General features: G+C 70.0%; 16 protein-coding genes. 10 read left to right on the top strand and 6 right to left on the bottom strand.

From position 1 onward, the window contains the following. Positions 1-53: 53 nt before the first annotated feature. The 6 genes from HNQ52_RS09200 to HNQ52_RS09175 form a co-directional block, all read right to left on the bottom strand. A complete protein-coding gene (locus tag HNQ52_RS09200; RefSeq protein ID WP_183960847.1) occupies positions 54-992 on the bottom strand; it encodes a hypothetical protein in 939 nt (312 codons plus the stop codon). Positions 993-1,210: 218 nt separating this feature from the next. Then, entirely contained in the window at positions 1,211-1,810 is a 600-nt protein-coding gene (locus HNQ52_RS09195; RefSeq protein WP_183960846.1) for a DUF1579 domain-containing protein, read from the bottom strand. Positions 1,811-1,910: 100 nt separating this feature from the next. Beyond that, positions 1,911-2,480, bottom strand: coding sequence for a hypothetical protein (locus tag HNQ52_RS09190; protein WP_183960845.1), 570 nt, complete (start codon positions 2,478-2,480; stop codon positions 1,911-1,913). 123 nt (positions 2,481-2,603) lie between these two features. Next, positions 2,604-4,592 carry a choice-of-anchor Q domain-containing protein gene (locus HNQ52_RS09185; RefSeq protein WP_183960844.1) on the bottom strand — a complete coding sequence of 663 codons (1,989 nt, stop codon included), beginning with the start codon at positions 4,590-4,592 and terminating at the stop codon, positions 2,604-2,606. A gap of 76 nt (positions 4,593-4,668) precedes the next feature. After that, entirely contained in the window at positions 4,669-5,508 is an 840-nt protein-coding gene (locus HNQ52_RS09180) for an SAM-dependent methyltransferase (protein WP_183960843.1), read from the bottom strand. Between the two features lie 81 nt (positions 5,509-5,589). Then, on the bottom strand, positions 5,590-8,778 hold the full coding sequence (locus tag HNQ52_RS09175; protein WP_183960842.1) for a M36 family metallopeptidase: 3,189 nt from the start codon (positions 8,776-8,778) through the stop codon (positions 5,590-5,592). Positions 8,779-8,852: 74 nt separating this feature from the next. Here HNQ52_RS09175 and HNQ52_RS09170 point away from each other — a divergent pair, with 74 nt between their 5' ends. The 10 genes from HNQ52_RS09170 to HNQ52_RS09125 all read left to right on the top strand — a co-directional run bounded on the left by HNQ52_RS09170 (position 8,853) and on the right by HNQ52_RS09125 (position 25,226). After that, the gene (locus HNQ52_RS09170) at positions 8,853-9,179 is read left to right on the top strand and encodes a hypothetical protein (RefSeq protein ID WP_183960841.1); all 327 of its coding nucleotides are present in this window, start codon (positions 8,853-8,855) and stop codon (positions 9,177-9,179) included. A 116-nt stretch (positions 9,180-9,295) separates the two neighbouring features. Further along, positions 9,296-10,135 (top strand): HpcH/HpaI aldolase/citrate lyase family protein, encoded by an 840-nt coding sequence (locus tag HNQ52_RS09165; protein ID WP_183960840.1) that lies wholly within the window; start codon positions 9,296-9,298, stop codon positions 10,133-10,135. Further along, complete coding sequence (locus tag HNQ52_RS09160; protein WP_343059285.1) at positions 10,132-12,573, top strand: sodium:solute symporter family protein; 2,442 nt, start codon at positions 10,132-10,134, stop codon at positions 12,571-12,573. The genes HNQ52_RS09165 and HNQ52_RS09160 overlap by 4 nt, the downstream gene beginning before the upstream one ends. Positions 12,574-12,628: 55 nt before the next feature. After that, entirely contained in the window at positions 12,629-13,513 is an 885-nt protein-coding gene (locus HNQ52_RS09155; protein ID WP_183960839.1) for a LysR substrate-binding domain-containing protein, read from the top strand. Positions 13,514-13,743: 230 nt separating this feature from the next. Continuing rightward, on the top strand, positions 13,744-15,933 hold the full coding sequence (locus HNQ52_RS09150; RefSeq protein WP_183960838.1) for a TonB-dependent receptor: 2,190 nt from the start codon (positions 13,744-13,746) through the stop codon (positions 15,931-15,933). An 86-nt stretch (positions 15,934-16,019) separates the two neighbouring features. Continuing rightward, positions 16,020-17,294: a serine hydrolase domain-containing protein gene (locus tag HNQ52_RS09145; protein WP_183960837.1), complete on the top strand. Its 1,275-nt coding sequence runs from the start codon at positions 16,020-16,022 to the stop codon at positions 17,292-17,294. Next, the gene (locus HNQ52_RS09140; RefSeq protein WP_183960836.1) at positions 17,291-18,235 is read left to right on the top strand and encodes a ribokinase; all 945 of its coding nucleotides are present in this window, start codon (positions 17,291-17,293) and stop codon (positions 18,233-18,235) included. Before HNQ52_RS09145 ends, HNQ52_RS09140 begins: the two co-directional genes overlap by 4 nt. A 216-nt stretch (positions 18,236-18,451) precedes the next feature. Next, a complete protein-coding gene (locus HNQ52_RS09135; RefSeq protein ID WP_183960835.1) occupies positions 18,452-20,608 on the top strand; it encodes an SUMF1/EgtB/PvdO family nonheme iron enzyme in 2,157 nt (718 codons plus the stop codon). Further along, the gene (locus HNQ52_RS09130; RefSeq protein WP_183960834.1) at positions 20,605-23,385 is read left to right on the top strand and encodes a ThuA domain-containing protein; all 2,781 of its coding nucleotides are present in this window, start codon (positions 20,605-20,607) and stop codon (positions 23,383-23,385) included. The genes HNQ52_RS09135 and HNQ52_RS09130 overlap by 4 nt, the downstream gene beginning before the upstream one ends. Beyond that, entirely contained in the window at positions 23,382-25,226 is a 1,845-nt protein-coding gene (locus tag HNQ52_RS09125; RefSeq protein WP_221282019.1) for a glycoside hydrolase family 127 protein, read from the top strand. The genes HNQ52_RS09130 and HNQ52_RS09125 overlap by 4 nt, the downstream gene beginning before the upstream one ends. The last annotated feature ends 49 nt before the right edge of the window (positions 25,227-25,275 follow it).

Below are 25,275 nucleotides of genomic sequence, written 5' to 3'. Positions count from 1 at the left end.
GATCGGGCTGGTCCCGGGAGCGCGCGTCGCGCGCTCCCGCGCTGCAGCCGCGCTCAGCCTTCGACCGGCTCGTTCTCGCCCGCGGTGTCGGTGTCCGCATCATCATGCGACCACTGCACGACCGCCTGCTTGCCGTACCAGCGGCCGTCGACCAGCACGAGGTCGTGCTCGCCGAACACCGGCGCGCCGAACACCGTGACCGTGGTGCGCACACGTGCGGTCTCGCCGTCGTTTTCCAGCACCTCGACGCGGACCGAATCGGCGATGGCATCCACGTCCACGCCGTACAGCTGCACCGCGTCCTTGGCGGCCGCCAGCACACCGCCGCCGCGACGCAGCAGTTCGTCGAACGACAGCGCGCGCAGCTGATCGAGGTTCTGGACGCCGCTGCGGCGCACGGCGTCGACGAGCAGGGTCAGGGCGTCGCGCAGCGTGGCGGCGTCGAGGAAATCGGTCGCGCCGGCCCAGCGCTGCAGGCCGGGCAGCGCCGCCTCGAGCGCGGTGCGCTGCGCGTCGGTGAGATCGCTGTCGGGCGAGGCGATGGCCATGTGCATCGCGCCGAAACCCATGAGCATGGCACCGGGCACCTGCGGGCGCGCTTCTTCGAGTTTCGGTTCGACCTCGGCCATGATCCGGTCGACTGCATCGGGTGCGGTGATCCTGGCGAACTTCTCGGCGAACCGGACGCGCTCGGCGTCGGTGATCGGCTCGCGCCGCTCCAGGTCCCAGGCGGCACGGATGTGCTGCCACTGCGACGGCGGGATCGAGGCCTGCGCAAGCGCGGCCAGATCGCCGGCACGGAACAGGCGGGCCAGTTCCTCGATCTGCGCTGCCGGATCGGGGGTGGCGATGCCGGACGCCGCGGCGGCGAGCGTCGTGCCCGTCGCGGTGACTGCAGGCGCGAGGCCGGTGGCGTCCTGGGCGTGGATCGGGCTGCCGCCGACGACGATGCCGGTGGCGACGATGGCGAGGGTCAACAGCCTTGCTTTCATGTCGGTGCTCCGTTGGTGTGGGTAAGTAGTGTTCTACTTTACCAACACACTAAACAGTGACGGAAGTCATGGCCGCACGCAGGGCGGTCACGGCCGGGTGTCCGGCACCGGGGAAATTGGAGCGATTTCGATTGCCGACGCGTCCGTCCGGCGCGCCCGGAGGATGCAGGCCGGTCCGCGCGGATCGGCCTGCGATCCGCGCGGAGCCTGCGGCGTGCCTACTTCTTCGTGTAGGTGATTTCCATCATCTTCGTTTCCTTGCCGTCCGGCCCCGGCCCGTACATCTCGAACACTTCCACGGTGGGGCTGCTCCAGCGCGTGGTCATGCGCGAGCTAACCTCCTTCTTGGTCAGCGGATCGATCCAGCTGCCGGTGTAGCTGCAGGTCATGGCCGCGTCGCAGCTGCCCTTGCTCACCATGAGGCCGGTGCTCATGTTGTCGTTCCACGTCGACCAGTAGCTGCCGCTGGTGTTGTCGTAACCGTGCAGACCGTGCCCGGTGAACGGCTGACCCATCATCTGCGACGAGACGTCTTCCACCATCACGCGATCGCCGAGCAGCATGCGCCGGGTGGCGGTGCCCGCTTCCACGGTCGGTTCGGCGCCGGGAGCGTGCCAGCTGCGGACCTCCAGGGTGTAGTCGCCGGCCATCTTTGCGAGCGCCGCATGCTGGGGACCGGGGGTGCCGGCCTTGATGTAGGCCTCCATCTCGGCCTGCTGCTGCGGCGTCATCTGCGGTGCTTCGCCGCTCTGGGCGAATGCCGGTGAAACCAACAGCGCGGCGAGCGCCAGCGCGTGCATCGGACGTTGCGTGAACATGCCGTTTTCCTCGGTTGGAAGTGGGGTCCCCTGGTGCGGACCAGTCTAAGGCGGTGCCACGGCACATCGATGACGCTGCGCAGCATCGGCCGCGCAGCGGTCAGCCGTAGGCGGCCGGAGACAGCAGCCACGCCGCGAGCATGCCGTTGGCCACGTACACCAGCGTGACGGCGACCTGCAGGCGCCGCGAGGCGAGACCCAGGTACAACAGCGGCAACACGATCTGCGGAACGATCAGCAGCGCGGTGCGCGGATCCATGTGCCCGCGCCAGAACCACCAGTCCGCGACCAGCGCCAGCAGGCAATACACGCTCAGCGCCGCGAGTGCCCAGCGCCCGTCGCGGCGGAACTCCGCGCCGAGGCTCTCGCCGCGCTGCAGTTCCGCGGATGGCAGGACGAGCGCCGCAGCGACGTAAAGCAGCAGCGTCAGGCAGACCAGCAGCAGGAACGAGCCGATGGTCCAGACCGGCACGAGACTCGGCAACTCGATGATCGCCCACCAGAACTGCAGCTGTTCGAGGAAAATGATCGCCGCCCAGGCCAGCGGCACCCAGTCCAGCGTGGCCCGCTGCCGCGAGCGGAAGACGGCGATCGCGGACGACAGGAGGCGCGTGACGCCGAGCCCGAGCAGCATCGACAGCGCCACGGAAATCCACCGGAATGCATCCACGCGTTTCCTCCCGCAACGTGTCTCGCGCCCGTGTGCACGATGCCACAGGCGGATCCGCGCGCGAACCGCGCGGCGCACGTGCGGCCGCCCCGCCGTTGCGGGACGGCCGTCAGCTGCGGCGCGTCACTCGCTTTCGAAACCGTCGCCGAACAGGGTGGTCGAGACCGCGGCGCCCTGTTCGTGTGCGCCGATGTCGCAGGCCAGACCCACGTCGCGTGCGCCGCCGCGCTGGTCGACGCCGTCGATCGGCGCGGCGCTGCAGGCGGCGTTGTCGCCGCGGTCGATCGCCGGGCTGCCGGCGAGCAGCGCGTGCGTGAGCATCGTGCTGCTGGTGTACGCGAGCGGCGCCAGCAGCACGTCGACCTCGGTCATGTCGGTGGGGTCGTCGAGGCCGATGCAGGTGTCGTCGTCGGCCAGGTTGTTGCCGAGCGACACGATCTGCGGATCGTCCAGCGCCACCACGCAGTCGATGCCGCCGGGCGTGGTGATGATGCTGTTCTTCATCTCCAGCGTGCCGTATTTGGCGACGTTCTCGCCCGGAAAATTGTCCGCAAGCGTCACGTTGACGATGCGGACGAGCTTGTCCGTGTCCACGAAGAGCCCGCTGCCTGAGCCGTTCGGTGCGCGGTTCTGGCTGATCGTGGTGTTGCTGAGCACAAACGTCCCGCTGCCGGTGACCCAGATCCCGCCGCCGTCGCCCTGGGTGACGTTGCCGGCGACCAGACTGCGCGTCATCGCTGCGGTCGGGCTCGACTCCGACTGGTCGTAGTACACGCCGGCGCCGTCGCCGCCGGCAGTGTTGCCGGTGATGCGCGAATCGGCCACGGTCACGCGGTTGGTCACGTACGCGCCGCCGCCGGAGCCGGTGGCGGCGTTGTCCTCGACGCGGGTGCGGTCCATCGTCAGCAGCTGCGCGTGGATGCCGCCGCCGCTCTGCGCGCTGTTGCCGACCACGCGCACGTCGGTCGCCTTGAACGAGAGCGTCGCGAGGATCGCGCCGCCGTCCGTGCCCGCCGTGTTGGCTTCAAACAGCGCGTCGTTGGCGATGGTCGTCGACGCGTTGATCGCGCCGCCGGACGCGGTGGCGGCGTTGCCGAAGAAGGTGCCGCCCGCGATGAGAATGGTGTTCGCGGCTCCGATGAAGTGCAGCGCGCCACCGTTGGTCGCCTCGTTGCCGACGAACACGCTGTCGTCGATGTGGACCGTGGCTTCGCTGAGCGACCGGATTGCGCCGCCGTTGCCGTCCGCGATGTTGGCCGAGAACACCGTGTCGGAAATGTCGAGATCTGCCTCGCCGACGAGCATGATGCCGGCGCCATCGGACGTGCTGAGATTCTCCACCACCACGCTCCCATCCGACAGCGTGACCGCCGCGCCGTCGGCATAGATGCCGCCGCCGGTCACGGCCTCGTTGTAGCCGAAACCGCCGCCGGTGACGGTCAGCGTGGCACCGTCCTGCATGATGCCGCCGCCGAGCAGGTCGGCGGTGTTGGAGACGATGCTCGCGGTCTGCATCGTGACCGGCCCGGTGCTGTAGACGCCGCCGCCGCTGACCGCAGCGTTCTCGACCACGCCCATGTTGCGCAGGACCAGCGCGCCGCCGTCGTTGTAGATGCCGCCGCCGGCCTCGGCGGTGGCGCCGCCGCGCACGAGGATGGCGTCGAACTCGACGTCGGCCTGCACGATCTCGAACACCCGCTCGCCCGCGACCGTCTGCGACACGGTCGCGATCTCCTCGATGCCCACGCCCTGGAACCGCAGGTCGACGATCCCGGCGGGGAGATCCGGATCGTCGGCAATGTCGATGTCGCCGCTTTCGTCGTCGGCACCGACGCGGGTGAGCGGATAGGTGGTCATCGCTTCGAGCACGATCACGTCGGTGGCGACGCCGGAGCCGGCCGGGCACTCGTTGTCGACCGGGCTGAACTGGGTGTTGGTGTTGGCATTGAGCACCGCCTCGCGCAGCGAGCACAGCTGGTCGAAGGCGTCGACCGCGTCGGTGGTGGTGGTGACGACGATGGCATTGTCGCCGCCCGCCACGGCGGACAACGGCAACAGGGCCGCCAGGACGGCGGCAAGCGGGGCGACGCGGGTCGGACGTGGGCTGCGCATGGCTGGGCTCCTTGGAAGGTGCCGTACATACGCAAAACCGCGCGCCCAGGGATCATCCTCGGCAAACCCGGCGGCCTCAGCGTGCGTTGCGCGTCGCGAGCACGCCGTCACCCTCGATACGCGTGTCGAAGCCGGCCCGGCGCAGACGGGTTGCGACTTCGTTCGGCCCGTCGCGGCCACTGGTGAGACGGTTGGGCGTGCCGGTGTAGTGGAACAACCGGCCACGCGCACGCAGCACGCGCGCAAGCTCGCCGTAGAACGCCTGCGAATAGAGTTCGCCGGCGATGCCGAACCGCGGCGGATCGTGCAGCACGGCGTCGACGCTCGCCGCGGGCAGACGCGCCACGTGTTCGATCGCGTCGCCCTGCATCAGGGTCAGCGGCGACGCGATGTGGTGATCCGGCGACCACGGATTGAGATCGCGCAGCCAGATCACGTCCGGATTCTTCTCGTGCGAGAGCACGCGCAGCGCCCCGGCGCGCACGCAGCAGTCGGCGAAGTAGCCGAGCCCGCCGCAGGTGTCGAGCACGGTTTTGCCGCGCGGCTCGACCAGTCCGACCTTGCGCTCGGCATCCGCGAGCGGCGACACCTTCGCCGTGGGCAGCATCTTGATGCCGTCGATCTCGAACGTCGGTGGTCCCCAGGCGGTGGGCACGAGCTTGATCAACGCGCCGGCGTAGCGGGATGCGGGGACGAAACCGTCGTCGTCCCAGTAGTAGACGGTGCGGTCCTTGCACGTTTCAAGGTATGGGTAGGTCGTGCCGTTCCAGGTCCAGCCGTCGCCGCGGATCGCTACCGTGTCGCGTCTGCGGCCGAGTTGCAGCGAGCAGTCGACCTCGGCCGCACCACGGTCGCGCGCCGCGATCAGCGCCGCGTGCTCCGGCAGGGTCAGCAGGGGGCCGGTGTATCGGGGCACGGCAACGGTCCGTCTGTGGTCGGCCGCGCAGTGTAGTGGCGACGGCGCACCGGTCGTCGCGACCGGTGCGCCGTGCCGCAGTCAATCCTCGAAGCCGTCCTCGAACACTGCCGGTCCGCACGCGGCCGGCGCACACACGGCCGCGCCGACGACCTCGACATCGTCGATCGTCCAGCCGCCGCTCGCGACGCTGCAGTCGCCCGCGGCGCGCCAGCGCAGCTGCACATCGTGGCCCACGGACGACGGCGGCAGGGTCACGTGCGTGGTCCGCACGGCGCCGTTGCCGGTCCATGCCATGCGCGCGCCGAGCACGTTCGGCGTCGCCGCGCAGCTGCCGAACGGCGTGAGCACGCGATCGTAGCCGCCCGTGTCGAAGCTGCCCCCGGCCACGACGATGTCCCAGAAGGGACCGCCGTCGATGCTGATCTCCAGCACGCCGCCATCGAAATTCGATTCGAACGCATAGGTGTGCGAGAAGCGCAGCCCCGTCGCTCCCTCGGCGGCGGTGTAGATGCGCGTGACCAGGTCGCTGTTCGCGGTCATGGCCGGCAGCGCGACGCTGGCCGCGTTCGGCGCCGACATGGGACTGCCGGCCACGGTGGTCCACAACGTGCCGGCGCCGCCGACGAGCGTGCTCCAGCCCGGCGGCAGGGTGCCGGCGGGAGCGCTGTCGAAGTCGCTCGCCTCGACCGTGCCGATGAGGCCGATCGGCAGCGACCGGTCCGCGAGCACCGGGCCGGCGCTCGAATCGATCGCGATCGCAAGACCGAACGGCACGCCGCACACCTGGCTCGACGGCACGTGCACGCCGATGTTGCTCGCCTGCACCGCACCCGGCGCGATGGTGCCGTACGACACCGCGGTGCCGCCATTGACCGACACCGTGGCGCCGGTGATCGGGCTGCCGGTCGTGTTGGTGATCGGCACGGACAACAGCAGGTCTTCGCCGGGCTCGGCGACGCCGTTGGCGTTGCACGCGAGATCGGTGAAGCTCAGTGCGGGCGTCTGCGCAAGCTGCGGCACGTCGAAGGATTCCACCACCGCCTGCGTCGGGCTCACGCTCGCATCCAGCCCCATGCCGCGCAGCGCGAATCCGCGCCAGGCGAGCGCCTCGTTGAGGGTGCCGCCGGGCGTGGCGGCGATGGCGTCGAGAAAGGCATCGCGCGCCTGCAGGAAGGTCGGCGCGTTCGGGGTGAGTTTCATCCCGTCCACCATCGCCTGCAGCGCGATCGTGTTGCCGGTGGGGAACCCGTGCTCCTGCAGCAGCAGGGCGTGGATCTCGAACAGGGCCGAGCACCAGATCTCGCCGTTGTTGTGCGACAGCGTGGTGCTGAGCGACCCGAGCGGCCCGCGCGCGAACGCGCCGTCGTCGAGTGCGATCTGCGCCGGGTCGATATCGGCCAGCGTCAGCGGATTGTGCGGCCGGTTCATCGGCCCGCCGAGGAACGCGATGCGCGCGTACGGAAACCGGCGGATGCCGTAGTAGTGGTTGTTCGGCGTGATGCCGCCGGTGGCGTATTCGCCCATCGGATACACCGCGTCGAGCGAATCGGTGCTGCGCCATTGCAGCAGGATGCTCATGCAGTCGGCCCAGCCTTCGTCCAGGCTCTGGCCCTGCACGCCGGTCAGGCCGGCGGCGTTGCCCACCAGGCGCCGGGTCATGCCGTGGCTGATCTCGTGCAGGCTCACGTCCTGGTCGAGCGCCGCATCGATGCTCGGCGTGGTGCCGGTCCAGATGCCGACCTGGAAGCGCCCGCGTCCGCCGTCTGCAGGCGCCGAGAAGTTGGCGTTGTTCGGTGTCGCGGAATCCTGGACTTCCGCCGAGAGCCGGTCGCCGCCGATGCCGCCGCGACCGAAATTGTCGTTCTGGTAGTTGCGCGCCGCCTCGGTGAAACCGAGCGCGTACGTGCGGTCGTGGAAGGTGTTGGCCCAGTAGAAGAGGTTGGTCACCGCGCCGTTGCGCAGCGATGCATCGGTCGGTGCGGTGCCGCCCGGGTACGGGTCGTAGGCAAAATTGAACGTGCGCGCCGGCACGCCGGTCGCGGTGCCGCCGGGATCCACGCCGTTCGGCGCCACCAGGTCCACGCCCGCCTCGACGTTGTTGCCGTCGGTGGTGTTGTTGCCGTCGGTGATCCAGCCGAGGTTGTCGAACGGCGCGCCGATCAGGGTGAAGCTCGTGCGCGACTGCGTGCCGACCGGCTGCGCGCCGTTCGGAGAGGTCGGCGGCGGTTCGAGCGGTGCCGGACTCTGGTTCGCATAGACGTTGTAGGTCGATGCCTGGGTCTGGAACGCGGTGAGGTTGTTGCGCCACAGCACTGCGCCGCTCTCTGCGTCGACCAGCACGTACCAGGCGTCGACGTCTTCCCACAGCAGCACCCGCCAGGCCGGCCGCAGCACGCCGGCCTCGATCGGAAAATAGAAACGCTCGGCCTCGATGGTGTCGGCGAACGGCCCGCGCTCGAACCGTGCGACATCGTCCGCATGCACGCTGCGCGCCACGCGCGCGAGCTGGCCCGCGAGCACCTCGTAGCCGACCGAACGCGCGGCGGCGGCAACGGCATCGGCCGGATCGTGCCAGGCGTCCGGCACGGCGGCGTCGACATCGGCCGCGAGCGAGGCCACCGTGCGGATCAGCTCGCCGCGCGCCGTGAAACCCGCGCGCACCTCGCCCTGGAACACCGGCACCCCGTGCACGCGCTGCTGCAGGATCACCCAGGCAAGCTGCCCGTCCGGGTTGACGTAGTCGGCCTCGACCGCGAGCGCGTCCACCTGGCTCGACTGCAGGCCATACAGCGCGGGATAGCGCCGCAGGAAATCGCGCAAGAGCGCGACCCGTGGCCGGTCCGACGGCGCGGTGAGGAAGTGCCGCGTGCCCGGGCGGCGCGCGATCACCTGCGGCACCTCGCCCGGCGCGGCGGACGAGGCCGTGCCGGACGGCACGTCGGCGCGCAGGCGCGCGAGGTCCGCGTCGATCGCGGCGGCGCGGCGCGCATCGGCCTCCACGCGCTTGCCGGCGCGGGCGCGGAACGCCTCGCGCAGGCCGGACGCCGACTTGCCGCTGTCGAGCCGGATGTCGTAATCCTCGCGCCCCTGCCCCTGCGTGGCGGCCATCCCCGCCCCGGCCCATCCCGCCAGCAGCACCAGACTCAGCAGACCGTATCGCATCGACCCGACCATGTCGCACTCCAGAATGTCCCAGACCAGCTCGGTAGTACGCTGTCGGGCGACGAAACGCGACATACGCAGACGCGCGAGGCGGGGATCGCGCACCGGGCGCTCGGAACCGGCGCCGGTCGTTGCTACTCTGGGCGGCCGACACTCCCACGCCCGACGGAGGGCAGCCCATGAACTCCACCCCGCCGACCGACGCCGCCCGCCTCGCCAGCGAAAACCGCCAGCTGATCGCGGCGCTGCGCAGCGAAATCGACGTCCTGCGCGGCACCCAGACCGCCACCAATGCCGTGGTGCACGCGCTTCTGGCCACCCACGTCCAGCCCGAACATTGCGAAACGGCCATCGCGCAGATCGCGCAGCAGCTCGCCGGACAGTCGCAGGGCTGGCCGCCGGCCTCGCGCCAGGCGATCGACAGCACCCTCGCCGCACTGCGCACCACGCTCGACCACAATCGCAGGAACCGCGAAGCGCATCGCGCGGCCGCCAACGGCGGTTGACGCCGGACACGCGCCGGACCGCAGAAAACGAAGCGAAGCTATCGACTGAAAGTGCCGGACATATCGAATCGCTTGTGTCCCATCGGTCACACTTCCGCGCATGACGGCCTCCGACCATGCGTAGCAAGCTCTTCGTCCCCGGCTCGCGCCCGGAGCTGTTCGCCAAGGCGCTCGGCGGCGATGCCGACGCGCTGTCGTTCGATCTGGAGGACGCCGTCGCACCCGACGGAAAGGACGCGGCGCGGCGCGCGGTGGCGCAGTTCGTCGCGTCCGATGCCGCGCGTGCGGCCGCCAAGGTGCTCATCGTGCGCACCAACGGCATCGACACGCCGCAGTTCGGGCCCGACGTGGCCGCCCTCGCCGGCACCGGCATCGGCCTGCTGAACATTCCGAAGGTCGAGACGGCTGCGGCGCTGCGTGCCGCGGTGGCCGTGATCGCGCGCGCCGAGGCCGAAGCCGGCGTCGACACGCCGCTGCGCCTGCTGGTCAACATCGAGACGCCGCGCGCGCTCGCCAACGCGTTCGACATCGCCTGCGCCAGTGCCCGCGTGGCCGGCCTGCAGCTGGGCCTTGCCGACATGTTCGAACCGCACGGCATCGCGCGCCACGACCCGGCCAACGTGCACGCCGCGATGTTCGCGCTGCGCATGGCCGCGGCGCGCGCCGACGTGTTCGCGATGGATTCGGCCTGGGCCGCGCTCGACGACACCGACGGGTACGCTGCCGAAGCGGCGATGGCGCGTCGCCTGGGCTACATCGGCAAGACCTGCGTGCATCCGCGGCAGGTGCCGCTGGCGAACGCGGCGTTTGCCCCGTCGGACGCGGAACTGGCGCAGGCGCGACGCATCGTCGACGCCGCGGGGCGGACGCAGGCCGGCGCGTTCGTCGTGGACGGGCGCATGGTCGACCTGCCCTTTCTCAAGCGCGCGCAGGCGCTGGTGGCGGCCGCGCCGTGACGGTCCGGCACGCCGTCGCCGCGCTGCTGCTCGGCGCCGTGGCTGTCCTGGCACCGGCATCCGCGCGCGGCGACGCACTGACGCCGCTGCGCGCCGAGGTCTTGCCCGCCCCGCCCGTCGGCACCGACGGCGCGGCACCGATGCTGGTCTCGCTCGGGCGCACGCTGGTGGCCTTCGATGCCGACGGCGGCGCGCACACGCTCGCCGCAGGGGGCAGCGCGTGGCAGGCCGCGCGCTGGGCCGGTGCGGAGGCGCCGCCGCGCATCGTCGGCGCGTTCGGCGACAACACCCGGGCCTTTGTGCTGCTCGGCGACGACGGCGCCGGGCGCGACACGACCGTGGCGCTCGCTGACGTCGCGCTCGATGGCGACGCGCTGGCGCGCCGTCCGCTGCCGCCGCTGCCGCTGGCACTGAGCGCGACCCGTGCCACGCTCCGCAACGGCATCGTCAGCGTCGCCGGGAGCGACGCGGGCAACGCCGCGCGCCTCTACCGCATCGACACCTCGGCCACCCCCCCGGCGTGGACGACGCTGCCCGTCTGGCCCGGTGCGGCGCCCGCGACCTCGCTCGCGGCACAAGGCAGCGGCCTGTACGCGAGCGTGGCGGACGCAGGCCACGAATCGATCTGGGGCTGGACCGCCGACACCGGCTGGATCGCACGCACGCAGGTGCCGGGCCGCGTGCTGGCGGGTTCCGGGCATGCGATCGGACAGGCCCACGTCCTCTACCTGCTGCAGGGCGCCGACGGCGGCGCCGTGGCCGCCACCTTCCAGACCATCACCGGCAGCTGGGCCACCCTGCCCGGCGCGGTGCCCGACAGCCCGCTCGCCTCGCTGCCGTGGCCGGACGGCGTGGCGTGGCTGGCGCGCGACGCCGCCGGCGCAACGCAGCTCGTCGCGGCGCAGGTGCAGGCACGCAAGCACCTGCTGAGCGTGCTCGACTGGACGGTGATCGCGGTCTACCTGTTCGGCATGATCGGCATCGGGCTGTATTTCTACCTGCGCCAGACGCGCGGCTCGACCGACGATTTCTTCGTCGGCGGCCGCACGATCCCGTTCTGGGCGGCGGGCATCAGCCTGTACGCCACCAACGTCAGCTCGATCAGTTTCATCGCGATTCCGGCCAAGGCCTTCGAGACCAACTGGCAGTACCTGTCGAACAACCTGATGGCGGTGCTGGGACTGATGTTTGTCGCGATCTGGATCGTGCCGGTGCTGCGCCGGCTCGACCTGATGTCGGTGTTCTCGTACCTGGAGCTGCGTTTCCACCCCGGCATCCGCATGATCGCGAGCGCGCTGTGCGTGCTCACCCAGATCGGCGCGCGCATGAGCGTGATCCTGTTCCTGCCCTCGCTCGCCATCGCCACCATCACCGGACTGGACGTGGTGTGGAGCATCCTGCTGATGGGCGGCTTCACCATCCTCTACACCACGCTCGGCGGCATGAAGGCGGTGATCTGGACCGACTTCGCGCAGGTGTTCGTGATGTTCGGCGGCGCCCTGTTCGCGGTCGCGTTCATCGTGTTCAACCTCGACGGCGGCGCCGTGCAGTTCGTCGACACGGCGTTGGCGCAGGACAAGCTGCGCCTGTTCGACTTCAGCTTCGATCTCACCAAGGCGACGATCTGGGGCTTCGTCTTCCTGGTGCTGTTCGATGTGGTGCTCACCTTCCCCAAGGACCAGGTGCTGATGCAGCGCGTGCTGTCCACGCGCTCGGACCGCGAGGCCGGGCGTTCGGTGTGGATGTTCGCGGCCATCATGATTCCCGGCGGCGTGCTGTTCTACCTCATCGGCACCGCGCTGTTCGTCTACTACCAGTCCAATCCCGAGCGGATGAACCCGCTGCTGCCGATCGACGCGACCTTCCCGCTGTTCATCGCCGCCGAGCTGCCCCGCGGCGTCACCGGCATCATCATCGCCGGCATCTTCGCCGCGGCCATGTCGACGCTGTCGAGCATCATCAACAGCGTGTCCACCATGCTCTCGGTCGATTTTTTCCAGCGCATCGGGCGCAGGCGCAGCGAGCGCAGTGCGGTGATCTTCGCCGAGTGGAGCGGCGTGATGGTGGGCCTGTTCGGCATCGGCGTGGCGCTGCTGCTCTCGCGCTACGACATCCATTCGCTGCTCGACACCTCGATCCAGCTGTTCGGCGTGCTCGGCGGAGGGTTTGCCGGCGCCTACACGCTGGGCATGTTCACGCGCCGCGCGAACGCGCCCGGCGTTGCCATCGGCATCGGCAGCAGCCTGTGCCTGACCCTGATCGCGTGGGCGGTGGACCTCGTGCATCCGTATTTCTACCTCGCGATCTCGATCCTGCTGTGCATCGTCATCGGCTATCTCGCGAGCCTGCTGTTCCCGGCGCCGACGCGTTCGCTCGCCGGCCTGACGATCTACCGCGATCTGCCCGCGTCCGCCCCCCGCGCCGCGGGAACGGACTAGACTCGGCAGCGTCCGCGCACGCGGGCACGACGCACCGGACCCCTGCGAGCTTCCCGTGGAAACACAGTTCCTCAGCACCTTCGTCACCGTCGTCGACAGCGGCTCGATGGCCGCCGCCGCGCGCGTGCTCAACATCACGCCGGCCGCCGTGGCGCAGCAGATCCGCACCATCGAACGCGAGCTCGGCGCACCCCTGATCGCGCGCGTCGGCCGCACCGTGAGCGTGACCGAGGAAGGCGCGCGCATCCTGCAGCGCGCGCGCGAACTGCTGCGCGGCATCGCGGACCTGCGCAGCATCGCCAACGATTCGGCCATCTCCGGCGAACTGCGCCTGGGCGCCTGCCCCACCGCGCTCGCCGGCATGCTGCCGGACGTGCTGGCGCGCATGGTGGACGCGTTCCCGTCGATCAACGTGTTCATCAAGCCCGGCTATTCGGCCGACCTGTACCGCGCGGTGGAGGAGAACGACCTCGACGCCGCGATCGTGCTGCAGGCGCCGTTCACGCTGCCCAAGACCTGCGAATGGAAGCTGCTGCGCGAGGAACCGCTCGTGGTGCTCGCACCGGCACACATGGCCGGTGCCGATCCGCACCAGCTGCTCGCGAGCGAGCCGCTGATCCGCTACGACCGGCACCAGTGGGGCGGACGCCAGGCCGACGATTACCTGCGCCGCGCCGGCATCGTGCCGCGCGAGCGTTTCGAGGTGAATGCGCTCAATGCGATCGCGGTGATGGTCGACCGCGGGCTCGGCGTGTCGATCGTGCCGGACTGGGCGCGACCGTGGCCCGAGGGTCTCAAGCTCGTCTGTCTGCCGCTGCCGCTGCCGTCCGAACCGCGCCGCATCGGCGTGGTGTGGTCGCGCTCGAGCGTGCGCGTGCGACTGGTGAACGTGCTGCTGCAGGAAGCGCGCAAGGTGGTGCGCAGCGACGCCGCGGCCTGATGCTGCAGCGCAACATAGTTTTCGCTGCGTGAGTCGTTAGAAAACCTGCTCTCTGAACATAGGCCGCAACTGTTTGATGCGTGCCTGCGTGCGCATAGTCTGGCCTCGACCCGCAGGGGGTTGGCGGCGCCGGGAGACGCCGCGATGCCGGCTCCACGCCGCAGCATCGAACGACGCCAGGGCTGCACGCCCGCTACACCGGACCACCGGACCAGAGAGACAACCCGATCATGAAGACACCCCTTTCCGCCGCGATCGCACTCGCGTTGCTGACCACGTTCGCGCAGCCGGTGCTGGCGCAGGACACCGCCACGTCGGCCGAGGAGCGGCTGGACGCCGAACGCCTCGACGAGATCGTCGTCACCGGCACGCGCAGTCCCAAATCGGTCGACAAGATTCCGGGCGCGGTGACCGTCGTCTCGGAAGCCGAAGTGCAGCGCACCCTCGCGCTCACCGAAGACGCCACGGCGGTGCTCGCGCGCACCGTGCCGGGCTATTCCGAATCGTCGCAGTCGCTCAGCAACGCCGGCGAAACCCTGCGCGGCCGCACCGCGCTGCGCCTGTTCGACGGCATCCCGCAGGGTTCGCCGCTGCGCGAGGGCAACCGCCAGGGCACGTTCACCGACATGGGTATCGTCGGGCGCATCGAGGTGATCAACGGGCCGTCCGCGTCCGAAGGCATCGGCGCCGCCGGCGGCATCATCAACTATCTGTCGAAGGTGCCCACCGAAGACGGCACCGTCGGCACGCTCAGCACGCGCTATTCGACCCAGTTCGAGGACGACAGCGAGGTGTGGAAAGTGGGCCTGGGCTGGACCCACAAGAACGATCGCTTCGACATGATTGGCGCGGCCTCGTTCCTGGACCGCGGCATCGCCTACGACGGCGAAGACAACACCATCGGCCAGAACGCGAGCGGCTCGACCAACGACTCGGAAGCCGACAATCTCTTCATCAAGCTCGGCTTCAACTTCGGCGAAGACGAGATGCAGCGCGTCGAATTCAGCGGCGCGAAATTCAACATCACCGGCAAGGGCAACTACACCTGGCTCGAGGGCAACCGCGAGCTCGGCATTCCCGACCAGGCGGTGCGCATCCCGCCGCTGGGTTCGAAAACCGAGTTCAACGATTTCAGCCAGTACGTGCTGCGCTACATGAACAACGATCTTGCCGGCGGCGAGCTGCGCGTGGACCTGTATCGCGCCGACCAGGCGATGCGGTACCCGACCGAAAACGGCAGCGACCGCCAGGATCCGGACATCGCGCCGATCGGCGATCTCATCGACCAGTCGGAAATCTTCTCGAAGAAGAACGGCGTGAAGACTTCGTACTCCTACTACGACCTGTTCGGCGCCGAAGGTCTGGAACTGCGCGCCGGCCTGGACGTCGTCGAGGACGAGGCACAGCAGCGCCTGGCGCTCACCAACCGCATCTGGGTGCCGCCGATGAACTACGAGAGCAAGGCGCCGTGGTTCCAGCTGTCGTGGGACATCGGCAACCTCACGCTCTCCGGCGGCTACCGCCGCGAGGACGGCGAGCTCACCGTCGACGACTACACCACCACGTGGTTCCGCGACCGCCGCTTCGTCAGCGGCGGCACGCTCGACTACAAGGAAGACCTGTTCAACTTCGGCGGCATCTACCGCATCGGCGAGGACTGGACCGTGTTCGCCTCGTACGGCGAAGGCTTCAGCCTGCCGAACGTCGGCATCCCGCTGCGCAACATCCAGTGCTCGAACGACAGCCCCGACGGCACCCAGCCGGACGGTTGCCCGAACGATCCGCCGATCGGCGTCGACGGTATCGTCGATCTGCAGGCGCTGGTGGTGGAGAACCGCGAGGTGGGCTTCAACTACCGCGGCGAGCGCTTCTCGTTCGGCGCCTCGCACTACATTTCCGAGTCCGACTTCGGCTCCTCGCTCGTGGTCGATCCGGAAACCGAAGACTTCATCCTCGTGCGTGCCCCCACCGAGATCAAGGGCTACGAGGCCACGGCCGAAATGATCCTCGCCGACGACTGGAAGGTCAGCGCGCTGTATTCGCGCATCCGCGGACTCACCACGTACGGCAGCACCGGCCCGCTGATCCGCGAAATGGGCGTCAACGACATCAGCCCGGACAAGATCGGCGCTTCGGTGGACTGGCGGTTCGCACCCGGCAGCAACGTGGTGCTCGGCGCCACCATGCTGCTCGACCGCGACATCAACGAAGGCCGCGGCAACGAGGAACACACCACCGGTTACACGCTGTTCGACCTCACCGCGAACTTCGATCTCAACGAATACGGCCGACTGCAGGTGGGCGTGGAGAACCTGACCAACAGGTACTACATCCTGAGCTGGGCCCAGATCGACTTCTACCGCAACTACTTTGCCGGTCGCGGCCGCGTGTTCTCCGTGTCGCACACGATCAATTTCTGATGCGGCGCTGATCCGGCACTGGCATGCTTGTCCCCGACCGCGGTGCGGCTTGGCCGCGGTCGTTTTTTTTCCGACACGACACTCCGATGCCGACACGATTCCGATGGCTTCTCCCGCTGCTGCTCGCGGCGTGCTCCGCGACCGCGGCACCGCCGCTGCCGCAGACCGATCCGGCGGACGCGGGCATGTCCGCACCACGGCTCGAGCGCCTGCACGCGTTCATGCGCGAGGCGACCGACGACGACGGTTATCTCGGCGGCGTGACGCTGGTGGCACGCGGCGGCAGGCTCGTCGACTGGCAGGCATACGGGCACCGCGATCTTGCACGCGCGCAACCGATGCAGCGCAACGACATCTTCCGCATCTATTCGATGACCAAGACGATCACGTCGGTCGCGGTCCTGATGCTGATGGAGGACGGCAGGCTCGGGCTCGAGGACCCGGTCACGCGTTATCTGCCCGAGCTTGCGGTGTTGCAGGTGGTCGACGGCGGTACCGCCGACACGCCCGTGCTGCGCGCGCCGGCAACGCCGATCACGCTGCGCATGCTGCTCACGCACACCGCCGGATTCGCGGCGGGACTCCCGGGCGACGAGATTGCCGGCGAGTTGCGCGAGCGCGTCGACACACGCGCCGCGACGGACCTGCGCGGCGTGGTCGAGCGGCTCGCGAAGGCCCCGCTCGCCGCCGACCCCGGCACCCGCTTCGGCTACGAGGGCGCCAACACCGACGTGCTGGCACGCGTGGTGGAAGTAGTGTCCGGCGAACCGTTCGACCGCTTCCTGCAGGCGCGCATCTTCACGCCGCTGCGCATGACCGACACCGGGTTCACCGTGCCGCGTTCGCAGCGCGAGCGCGTGGTGGACATCACCGTGATGGGCGACGACGGCACGCTCGTGCTCGACGACGGCGTCAGCGCACGCGCGCCGGGCGAAGCGCTGACGCCCTACCCCAGCGGTGCCGGCGGTCTGTATTCGACCGCGGCCGACTACGCGCGCTTCGCGCAGATGCTGCTCGACGGCGGCACGCTCGATGGCGCATCCATCCTCGGCCGCAAGACGGTCGAGCTGATGCTGCGCAACCACCTGACCATGCTCGATCCGCCGGTCACGCAGTTCAGCGCGTCCGAGGGCTTCGGCCTCGGCGGTTACGTGGTGATCGATGCCGCGGCACGCGGCGTGCCGGGTTCGCCCGGCCAGTTCGGCTGGACCGGCGCCGCGTCCACCGCGTACTGGATCGATCCGCAGGAACGACTGCTTGCCATCCTGCTGCTGCAGCATCTTCCGAACGGCAAGCCGGACGACCTGCCGCGCATCTCGCGCCGGTTCCAGGCGCTCGTGCCGCAGGCGCTGCTGCCATGACGCACAACGTGGTGCTCGTGGCGGGCTCGGCCAATCTCGATTTCGTGGTGCGTGCCTCGCACGTGCCGGCGCCGGGCGAAACCGTGCTCGGGCGCGATTCGGCCACCTTCCCCGGCGGCAAGGGCGCGAACCAGGCCGTCGCGGCGGCGCGCGCCGGCGGCGCACGCACGCGCATGCTGCTGGCGCTCGGCGACGATGCGCAGGCGGCGTCGCTCGAAGCCTCGCTGCGCGAGGCCGGGGTGGACTGCCGCATCAAGCGCTGCACCACGCAACCGACCGGCGTTGCCTTCATCTGCGTGGCCGACAGCGGCGAAAACGCGATCACCGTCGCGCCCGGCGCCAACCTCGCACTCGAACCCGCCGACCTGCCCGCGCTCGACGACGTGCACAGCCTGCTGATGCAGCTCGAATCGCCGCTGTCCAGCGTGACGGCGTGGGCACGCGCCGCGCGCGCCGCCGGCGTGCGCGTGCTGCTGAACGCCGCGCCCGCGCAGCCGCTGCCGCCGGATCTGCTCGCGGCCGTCGATGTGCTCATCGTCAACGAAGGCGAGCTCGCGGCCATCGCCGGCAACGACGGCAGCATCGCGCAGCGCCTCGCCGCGCTCGACGTGCCGTGCACCATCGTCACGCTCGGCCACCTCGGCTGCTGCGCACGCGATGGCGCTGCGTGGCTGCTGCAGCCCGGGTTCGCGGTGACGCCGGTCGACACCACGGCGGCTGGCGACACATTTGCCGGCACGTTGGCCGCGGCGATCGCGCAGGGTGCGACGCTGCAGGACGGATTGCGCCGTGCCTGCGCCGCCGGTGCGATCGCGTGCACACGTGCCGGTGCGCAGGCAAGCATTCCGAACGTCGGCGAGGTCGATGCACTGCTCGCGACAGTCGACGCAACTGCAACCGGTCGACAGCATCTCGCGCACTACTGCGGCATTCCGGAATGACGCGACCTTCCATCCGTCATCGCGGCGAAGGACGGTATCCGGTTTCCTGCTCTCGTGCCGGAAGACAAGGGCAACGGACCCCGGCCTTCGCCGGCATGACGGAGTGCGCGGTGGCCGGAGCGAACAACCTCGCAAATGAGCAAACCATCCGCGCCTTCCGCGCGCGCCCGATACGAACCGATGATCCCTGAAGACACCCGAAACCTGTCGCCCCACATGCTCCCGTCCGAGGACGAGCGCACCGCGGTGAAGCGCGAATACAAGTTCTCGCACGTCACCACCGGTCGCTACCTGCCGACGCCGGGCGGCGCGCCGGGCTGGCCGTTCGCCGAGATCGGTCACTGGATGATCGACCCCAACGACAGCGCCGACGACTGGGTCGCGGAACTCGCCGACTGGCGCCGCGAGCACCTGGTGCGCATCGGTTACGACGACGGCAACTACCGCCGCCCGGAGCTGCAGTGGGCGCAGCGCAACTTCGTGCACGCGCAGATGATGGTCGAGGACCGCCACTTCTTCGATCCCGTCAGTGGCCGATACACGGTCGATCGCTACCTCGACGATCTGCAGGCGCGCTTCGGCGGCATCGACAGCGTGCTGCTGTGGTTCGTCTATCCCAACATCGGCATCGACGACCGCAACAAGACCGATCACTTCCACGATCTTCCCGGTGGCATCGATGGAGTGAAGCGCGCCGTCGACGCGTTCCACGCGCGCGGCGTGCGCGTGTTCCTGCCGACGATGCCGTGGGACCACGGCACCCGCCCGCCCGACGACACCGATTGGGGCACGATGGCAAAACTCGTCGTCGCCATCGGCGCCGACGGCATCAACGGCGACACCTACAACGGCGTGCCGCGTGCGTTCTTCGACGCCTGCGATGCCGCGGGATGCCCAGTGGTGCTGCAGCCCGAGTCCACCATCAGCGCCGAGGAGCAGTTGATCTGGAACGTGCAGAGCTGGGGCAAGAAGGCGCCGAACGAGCCGGTGCCGCCGGTGGCGAAGTTCAAGTGGCTCGAACCGCGCCACATGATCAACTACGAGAACCGCTGGGGCCGCGATCGCCGCCATGATCTGCAGTACTGCTTCTTCAACGGCGTGGGCTACAACGCCTGGGAAAACGTCTGGGGCATCTGGAACCAGTTCACGCCGCGCGACGCGGAAACGCTGCGCCGCATCGCGGCGATCTACCGCATGTTCCCCGACGCCGTCGTCAGCATGGACTGGCGGCCGTACGAGAAGACGCTGCAGGCCGGCGTGTTCGCGAGCCGCTTTCCGCTCGCGACGCTGACGCTGTGGACCCTCGTGAACCGCTTCGAATCCGCTGTCGACGGCGAACAGCTTGCCGTCCCGCACGCACACGGCACGCGCTACATCGATGCGTGGAACGGCGTGGAACTCGAGCCGCGCATCGACGGCGGGCGCGCGGTGCTCGCGTTCGGGCTCGAAGCGCACGGCTTCGGCGCCGTGGTCGCGCTGCGTGCCGATGCGCGTGTCGACGGCCTCGACGCGTTCCTGTCCGCCATGCGCGAACGCGCGCGAACGCCGCTGCAATCGTTGTCCGCGACATGGCGTTCGCTTCCGCAGACGCTGGTGCCGATCGACGCCACCGCGCCGGCAGACGACGCACCCGACGGCATGCTGGAGATCCCCGCCGGCGACTTCGAGTTTGCCGTCGGCGGCGTCGCGATCGAGGGCCAGAGCTGGGATGGCGTCGACGTGCAGTATCCGTGGGAACCGAGTCCGCGCCGCACTCACCGGCGCCGCATGGCAATGCGCCGCTTCTTCATCGACCGGTGCAACGTCAGCAACGCGCAGTTCGCGCAGTTCCTCGCGGCCAGCGGCTACGCACCGCGCGATACGCACAACTTCCTGCGGCACTGGATCGACGGCGCGCCGGCGCCCGGCAGCGAGCGGCAGCCGGTGCGCTGGGTGTCGATCGAGGATGCACGCGCCTACGCCGCGTGGGCCGGCAAACGGCTGCCGCGCGAGTGGGAATGGCAGTACGCCGCGCAGGGACGCGATGGCCGCCGCTACCCGTGGGGCGATGCCTGGCGCGACGATGCGGTGCCGGCGCCGTGCATCGCGCGCACGCTGCGCGCGCCGGACGACGTCGACGCGCATCCCGCCGGCGCGAGCCCGTTCGGCGTGCTGGATCTCGTCGGCAACGTGTGGCAATGGACCGACGAGTATCTCGACGACCACACGCGTGCGGCCGTGCTGCGCGGCGGCAGCCTGTACCGGCCGCAGACCTCGCACTGGTATTTCCCGCAGGCGCACCGCCTCGACCGGCACGGCAAGTACCTGCTGATGGCGCCGTGCAAGGATCGCTCGGGCATGGTCGGCTTCCGCTGCGTGAAGGACGCGGTGTGAGTCGACTCGTTGCGCTCCTGCTGGCGGCGGTGTCCTGCGCCGGTGTGTCGGCGCAGACCGTGGTGCTGATCGGCGGCCCTGCGAGCGAAGGTCCGGGCCGGCACGACTATCCCGTTGGCGTGCGCACGCTGCAGACCCTGCTCGAATCCTCGCCCGATGCCGCGCACGATCTGCGCGTCACGTCCTATCCGGACGGCTGGCCGGAGAACCCGCACGCGCTCGATGCCGCAGACACGGTGCTGTGGTACTTCGACGGCAACAACGCGCACCCGCTCCGCGACGCGTCGCACCGCGCGGCATGGGAGCGCGCACTGCAACGCGGTGTCGGCGTCATCGCACTGCACCAGGCCTCGACCGTGCCGGTGGACGACGACCTCGGCGTGCCGCGCGCGCTCGGCGCGGCGCGGCGCGGGCTGTACGACCGCACCACCGAATGGACCCGCCTCGAAGCTGCGACGGCCACGCACCCGCTGCTGCGCGGCGTCGGCGCCATCGAGTATCGCGACGAGTTCTATCCGACCGTGCAGCGCGATTCCACGGCGCGGCCGACCACGCCGATCCTGTCGGCCACGCTGCATCCGCAGTTCCGCGACGGACATGCGCTGCTCGACGACGTCGCCGAGCGCCACCCGGTGGCGTGGGCATTCGAACGCGACGACGGCGGCCGCGCATTCGTGTTCACCGGCGCGCACTTTTCCACCGCGTTCGATCAGCCGGGACTGCGCACGCTGCTGCTCAATGCCGTGGCGTGGACCGCGCGACGCGAAGTGCCCGCATACGGCTTGCGGGCCGCCGCGCCCGCGCGCGCCGAGCCGCCGCGCGCAGCGCCGCGGCCTGCGCGCACGGGCGCCGTCGCCACGTTCCACGGCGATCGGGCGCGCAGCGGCTGGCATGCCGACGAAACCGTGCTGTCGCCCGACATCGTCGCCGACGCGAACTTCGGCCAGGTCTGGGAATCGCCGCCACTCGACGGGGCCGACGGCACGCCGGCGCGGCTGTATGCCTCGCCGCTGCATGTCGACGGCGTCACGATGTCGCAGGGCCCGCATCGCGGCGAAACGTTTGCGGCGGTGTTCGCCGCCACGAACCACGGCGACGTGATCGCCGTGAACGCGGCGCGCAGCGGCGACCTCGCGCCGGGGCGCATCCTGTGGCGCACGCGGCTCGGCGACGCGTGCCGGCTGCAGCCCGCGCCGCTCGACGGCGTGCCCACCGGCATCCTGAGCACGCCGATCGTCGACATCGGCCGCGGCGTGCTGTACGTGACGCACTGCGATCCGGTGTCGCGCTGGCAGGCGTACGCGATCGACATCGCCAGCGGCGCCGTGTTGCCCGGCTGGCCGGTGACGCTCGACGAGGACACCTTCAACACCCTGAACCGCAACGCCGGCCCGACGCGCGTGCCGCCGAAGCGGCGCTTCGATTTCCGCGTGCAGCGCGGCGCCCTGAACCTGAGCCCCGACGGCAGCCGGCTGTACGTGGTGTTCGGCGAATCGGAAACCGGCTGGCTGGTGTCGGTGGACACCACGACGGCGCGCGTTGCCAGCGCCTTCGCCGCGGTCGCGATGCCGCACCGCGGCAGCGGCGGCATCTGGGGCGCGGGCGGGCCGGCGGTCGACGCGCGCGGCCGCGTGCACGTGGTCACCGGCAGCGGCTTCGACGGCCACCAGCAGTCCGCACACGACTGGACGCAATCGCTGCTGCAGCTCACGCACGACGCCGACGGCTTCACCCTGCGCGGCACCTACACGCCGTTCAACCATTGCACCTCGGCGAAGATGGACATCGATCTCGGCGCGGGCGGCGCGATGCTGCTGCCGTCGGGAAACGACGACGCCATGCAGCTGCTCGCGGTCGGCGGCAAGCAGGGCAACGTCTACCTGCTCGATGCGGACCGCCTGCCCGGCCGCCTCGACCACCGCCCGCCGTGTACCACGGACGCCTCCACCGACGCCTCGCTGCTGCCGCCGCAGACGCAGCCGCAGTTCGGCACGCGCGGACCGCTCAATGTGTTCGGCCCGTATTCGGAAGACGACGCCGCGCTCGATCTTGCGCGTGCGCGCTCGGTGCCGGCGTCATTCCGCGCCGCGGACGGCAGGTTGCACCTGTTCGTCACGGGCAACACCAAACGCGCCACCGGCTCGGCCGAAAGCATCCCGCCCTCGCTCGTCCGGCTGGAGGTCGCCGGCGACGCCGACGCACCCTATCTGCGCATCGCCGCGGCGAACGACACGGTGGTGTTCGGCAACCCGGGCTCGCCGGTGGTCACGAGCAACGGCGCGCGCGACGCGGTGGTGTGGGTGCTCGACGAAAACGCGCCGCGCAGCGCCCTGCTGGCGGGCGACGACGCACCGCAGCCGGTGCTCTACGCATTTTCCGCCGACGATCTGCGCGTATTGTGGCGAAGCGCGCCCGGTGCGCTGTTCACCAGCGGCAAGTACAACACGCCCGGCTTCGGCGGCGGGCAGGTGTTCGTCGGCACCGATCGCATCCAGGCCTTCGGCAGCGGTGGCCGCAGCCTGCCGCACCGCACGCGCGCGACGGCCGTCGTGCCGGTGGCGGCGCCCGCGGCCGATGGACTCGACGGCGCCGCCATCTACCGCCAGCGCTGCGCCGCCTGCCACGACAATCCCGTCGGCAATATCCCGCCGCGCAGCGTGATCGCATCGCGCCCGCACGCGCGCATCGTCGAAGCGCTGACGCACGGCGTGATGCGCGTGCACGCCACCGGACTCAGCGCCGAGCAGATCGAAGACGTCGCAAGGTTCCTCCAATGACCGCCCCCCGCATCCAGTTGCGTGGCCTGCTCGGGGATGCGCTCGACGCCAACCTGCGCGGCCGCCTGTCGCACTTCATCGTCGACGAAACCAGCCCGGCCATCGTGCTGTTCGCCCCGGACGTGCGTGCACGCAACGTCGAAGGCGACTGGTATGGAGAGCACGCGGGCAAGTGGCTCGTGGCCGCGTCGAAGGCGGCTGCGCGCAGCGGCGATGCAGCGCTCACCGCCAGCGTGCACCGCGTCGCGGACTATCTTGTCCGCGTGCAGGAGGACGACGGCTACCTCGGCACGTATGCGCCCGAACGCCGCTTCATGCGACCGCAGCCGCCCAAGCCAGTGTCGTGGAACGGCGAGCCCAGCGTGCGCACCTGGGACATCTGGACGCACGCCTATCTCGTGCTCGGACTGATCGAGGCGCATCGCCGCTTCGGCGGACCCCGCTGGCTGGACGCCGCGCGCCGCATCGGCGACCTGTGCTGCAGCGTGATCGGTGCACACGGCCTGGACATCACCGAACTCGGCAACCACTTCGGCATGTCGGCCACGGTTCTGATGGATCCGATGGTGGACCTGTTCGAGGCCACCGGCGAGCCGCGTTACCTCGCTCTTGCGCAGACCATCGTTGCGCAGGCCGACACCCAGCCGAACCTCGCGCTGCTCACGCGCGCGCTCGCCGGAGCCGATGCGTCCGAGATCGGTACCGGCAAGGCCTACCAGCTGGCGTGGAACCTGGTGGGCCTGGCCAAGTTGCATCGCGTCACCGGCGAGGCGGCGTACCGCAGCGCGGTCGAGCACCTGTGGCGCAACATCCGCGATGCGCATCTGTCGCTCGGCGGCGGGCCGTGGGGCGGGGTCGCGCATCGCTCGCGCGAGGTGTTCAACCCGGCCGGCGTCTTCGATCCGCACGGCTACGTGGAAACCTGTTCCACGCTGGCATGGATCCAGCTCAACCGCGAATTGCTGCGGCTCACCGGACAGGCCATGTACGCCGACGAGATCGAACGCAGCGCCTACAACGATCTGCTCGGCGCGCAGGCGCCGAACGGCGAGGACTGGTGCTACTACGTATTCCCGAACGGCAGGCGCGTGCACACCACGTACTGGCGCTGCTGCAAGTCGAGCGGCGCGATGGCGATCGAGGAATTGCCGGAGATCGCCTATGCCTGCGCGTCCGACGGCACGCTGACGGTGAACCTGCTCGGCCCCGGCAGCGCAACCTTCGACACCGCCGCCGCCGGCCGCGTCCGCATCGAGCAGACCACCGCCTACCCCGCCGACGGCGAGATCGACCTGCACATCGATGTCGAACGCGCGGCCACGTTCGCGCTGCGCGTGCGCATCCCGGCGTGGGCCGACGGCGCCACCCTGCAGATCGACGGGCAAGCCGCGGACGCACGCATCGATGCGGGACAGCACGCGCACATCGAACGCCGCTGGTCCGGCGGCGAGACCGTGACGCTGGTGCTGCCGATGCGTCCCCGCACGCATCGCGCCACGCAACGCAACGTGCAGGTGTCGCGCGCGCCGGACGGCAGCGCGGTGGAACAGCAGGTACTGCGCTTCGACTATCTCGCGCTCAGCCGCGGCCCGCTGGTGTACGCCACCGGACTCGTCGACGGATACAAGACGTCCGAGACCGTGCGCCCCCCGCCCGATGCCGACACCGCACTCGCGTTGCTGCCGTCCGACGACGCGGACGACGCGCCCGCCATCGCCTTCGCACCGCCCGGCCGTGCGCCGCTGGTGTTCCAGCCGTGGTATCGCGCCGGCGGTCGGGTCGACGGGGCGTGGCGGCTGACGTGGATGGCGCTGGCCCCCGACGACGACGCGCCACCGTGACCGGCTGGCGCAAGAATTCGTAGCGCCAGAACATATCGCCCGCGCCTGT

Source organism: Chiayiivirga flava, from assembly GCF_014202825.1.
GTDB lineage: Bacteria > Pseudomonadota > Gammaproteobacteria > Xanthomonadales > Xanthomonadaceae > Chiayiivirga > Chiayiivirga flava.
This window is presented reverse-complemented; position numbering and strand designations above follow the sequence as displayed.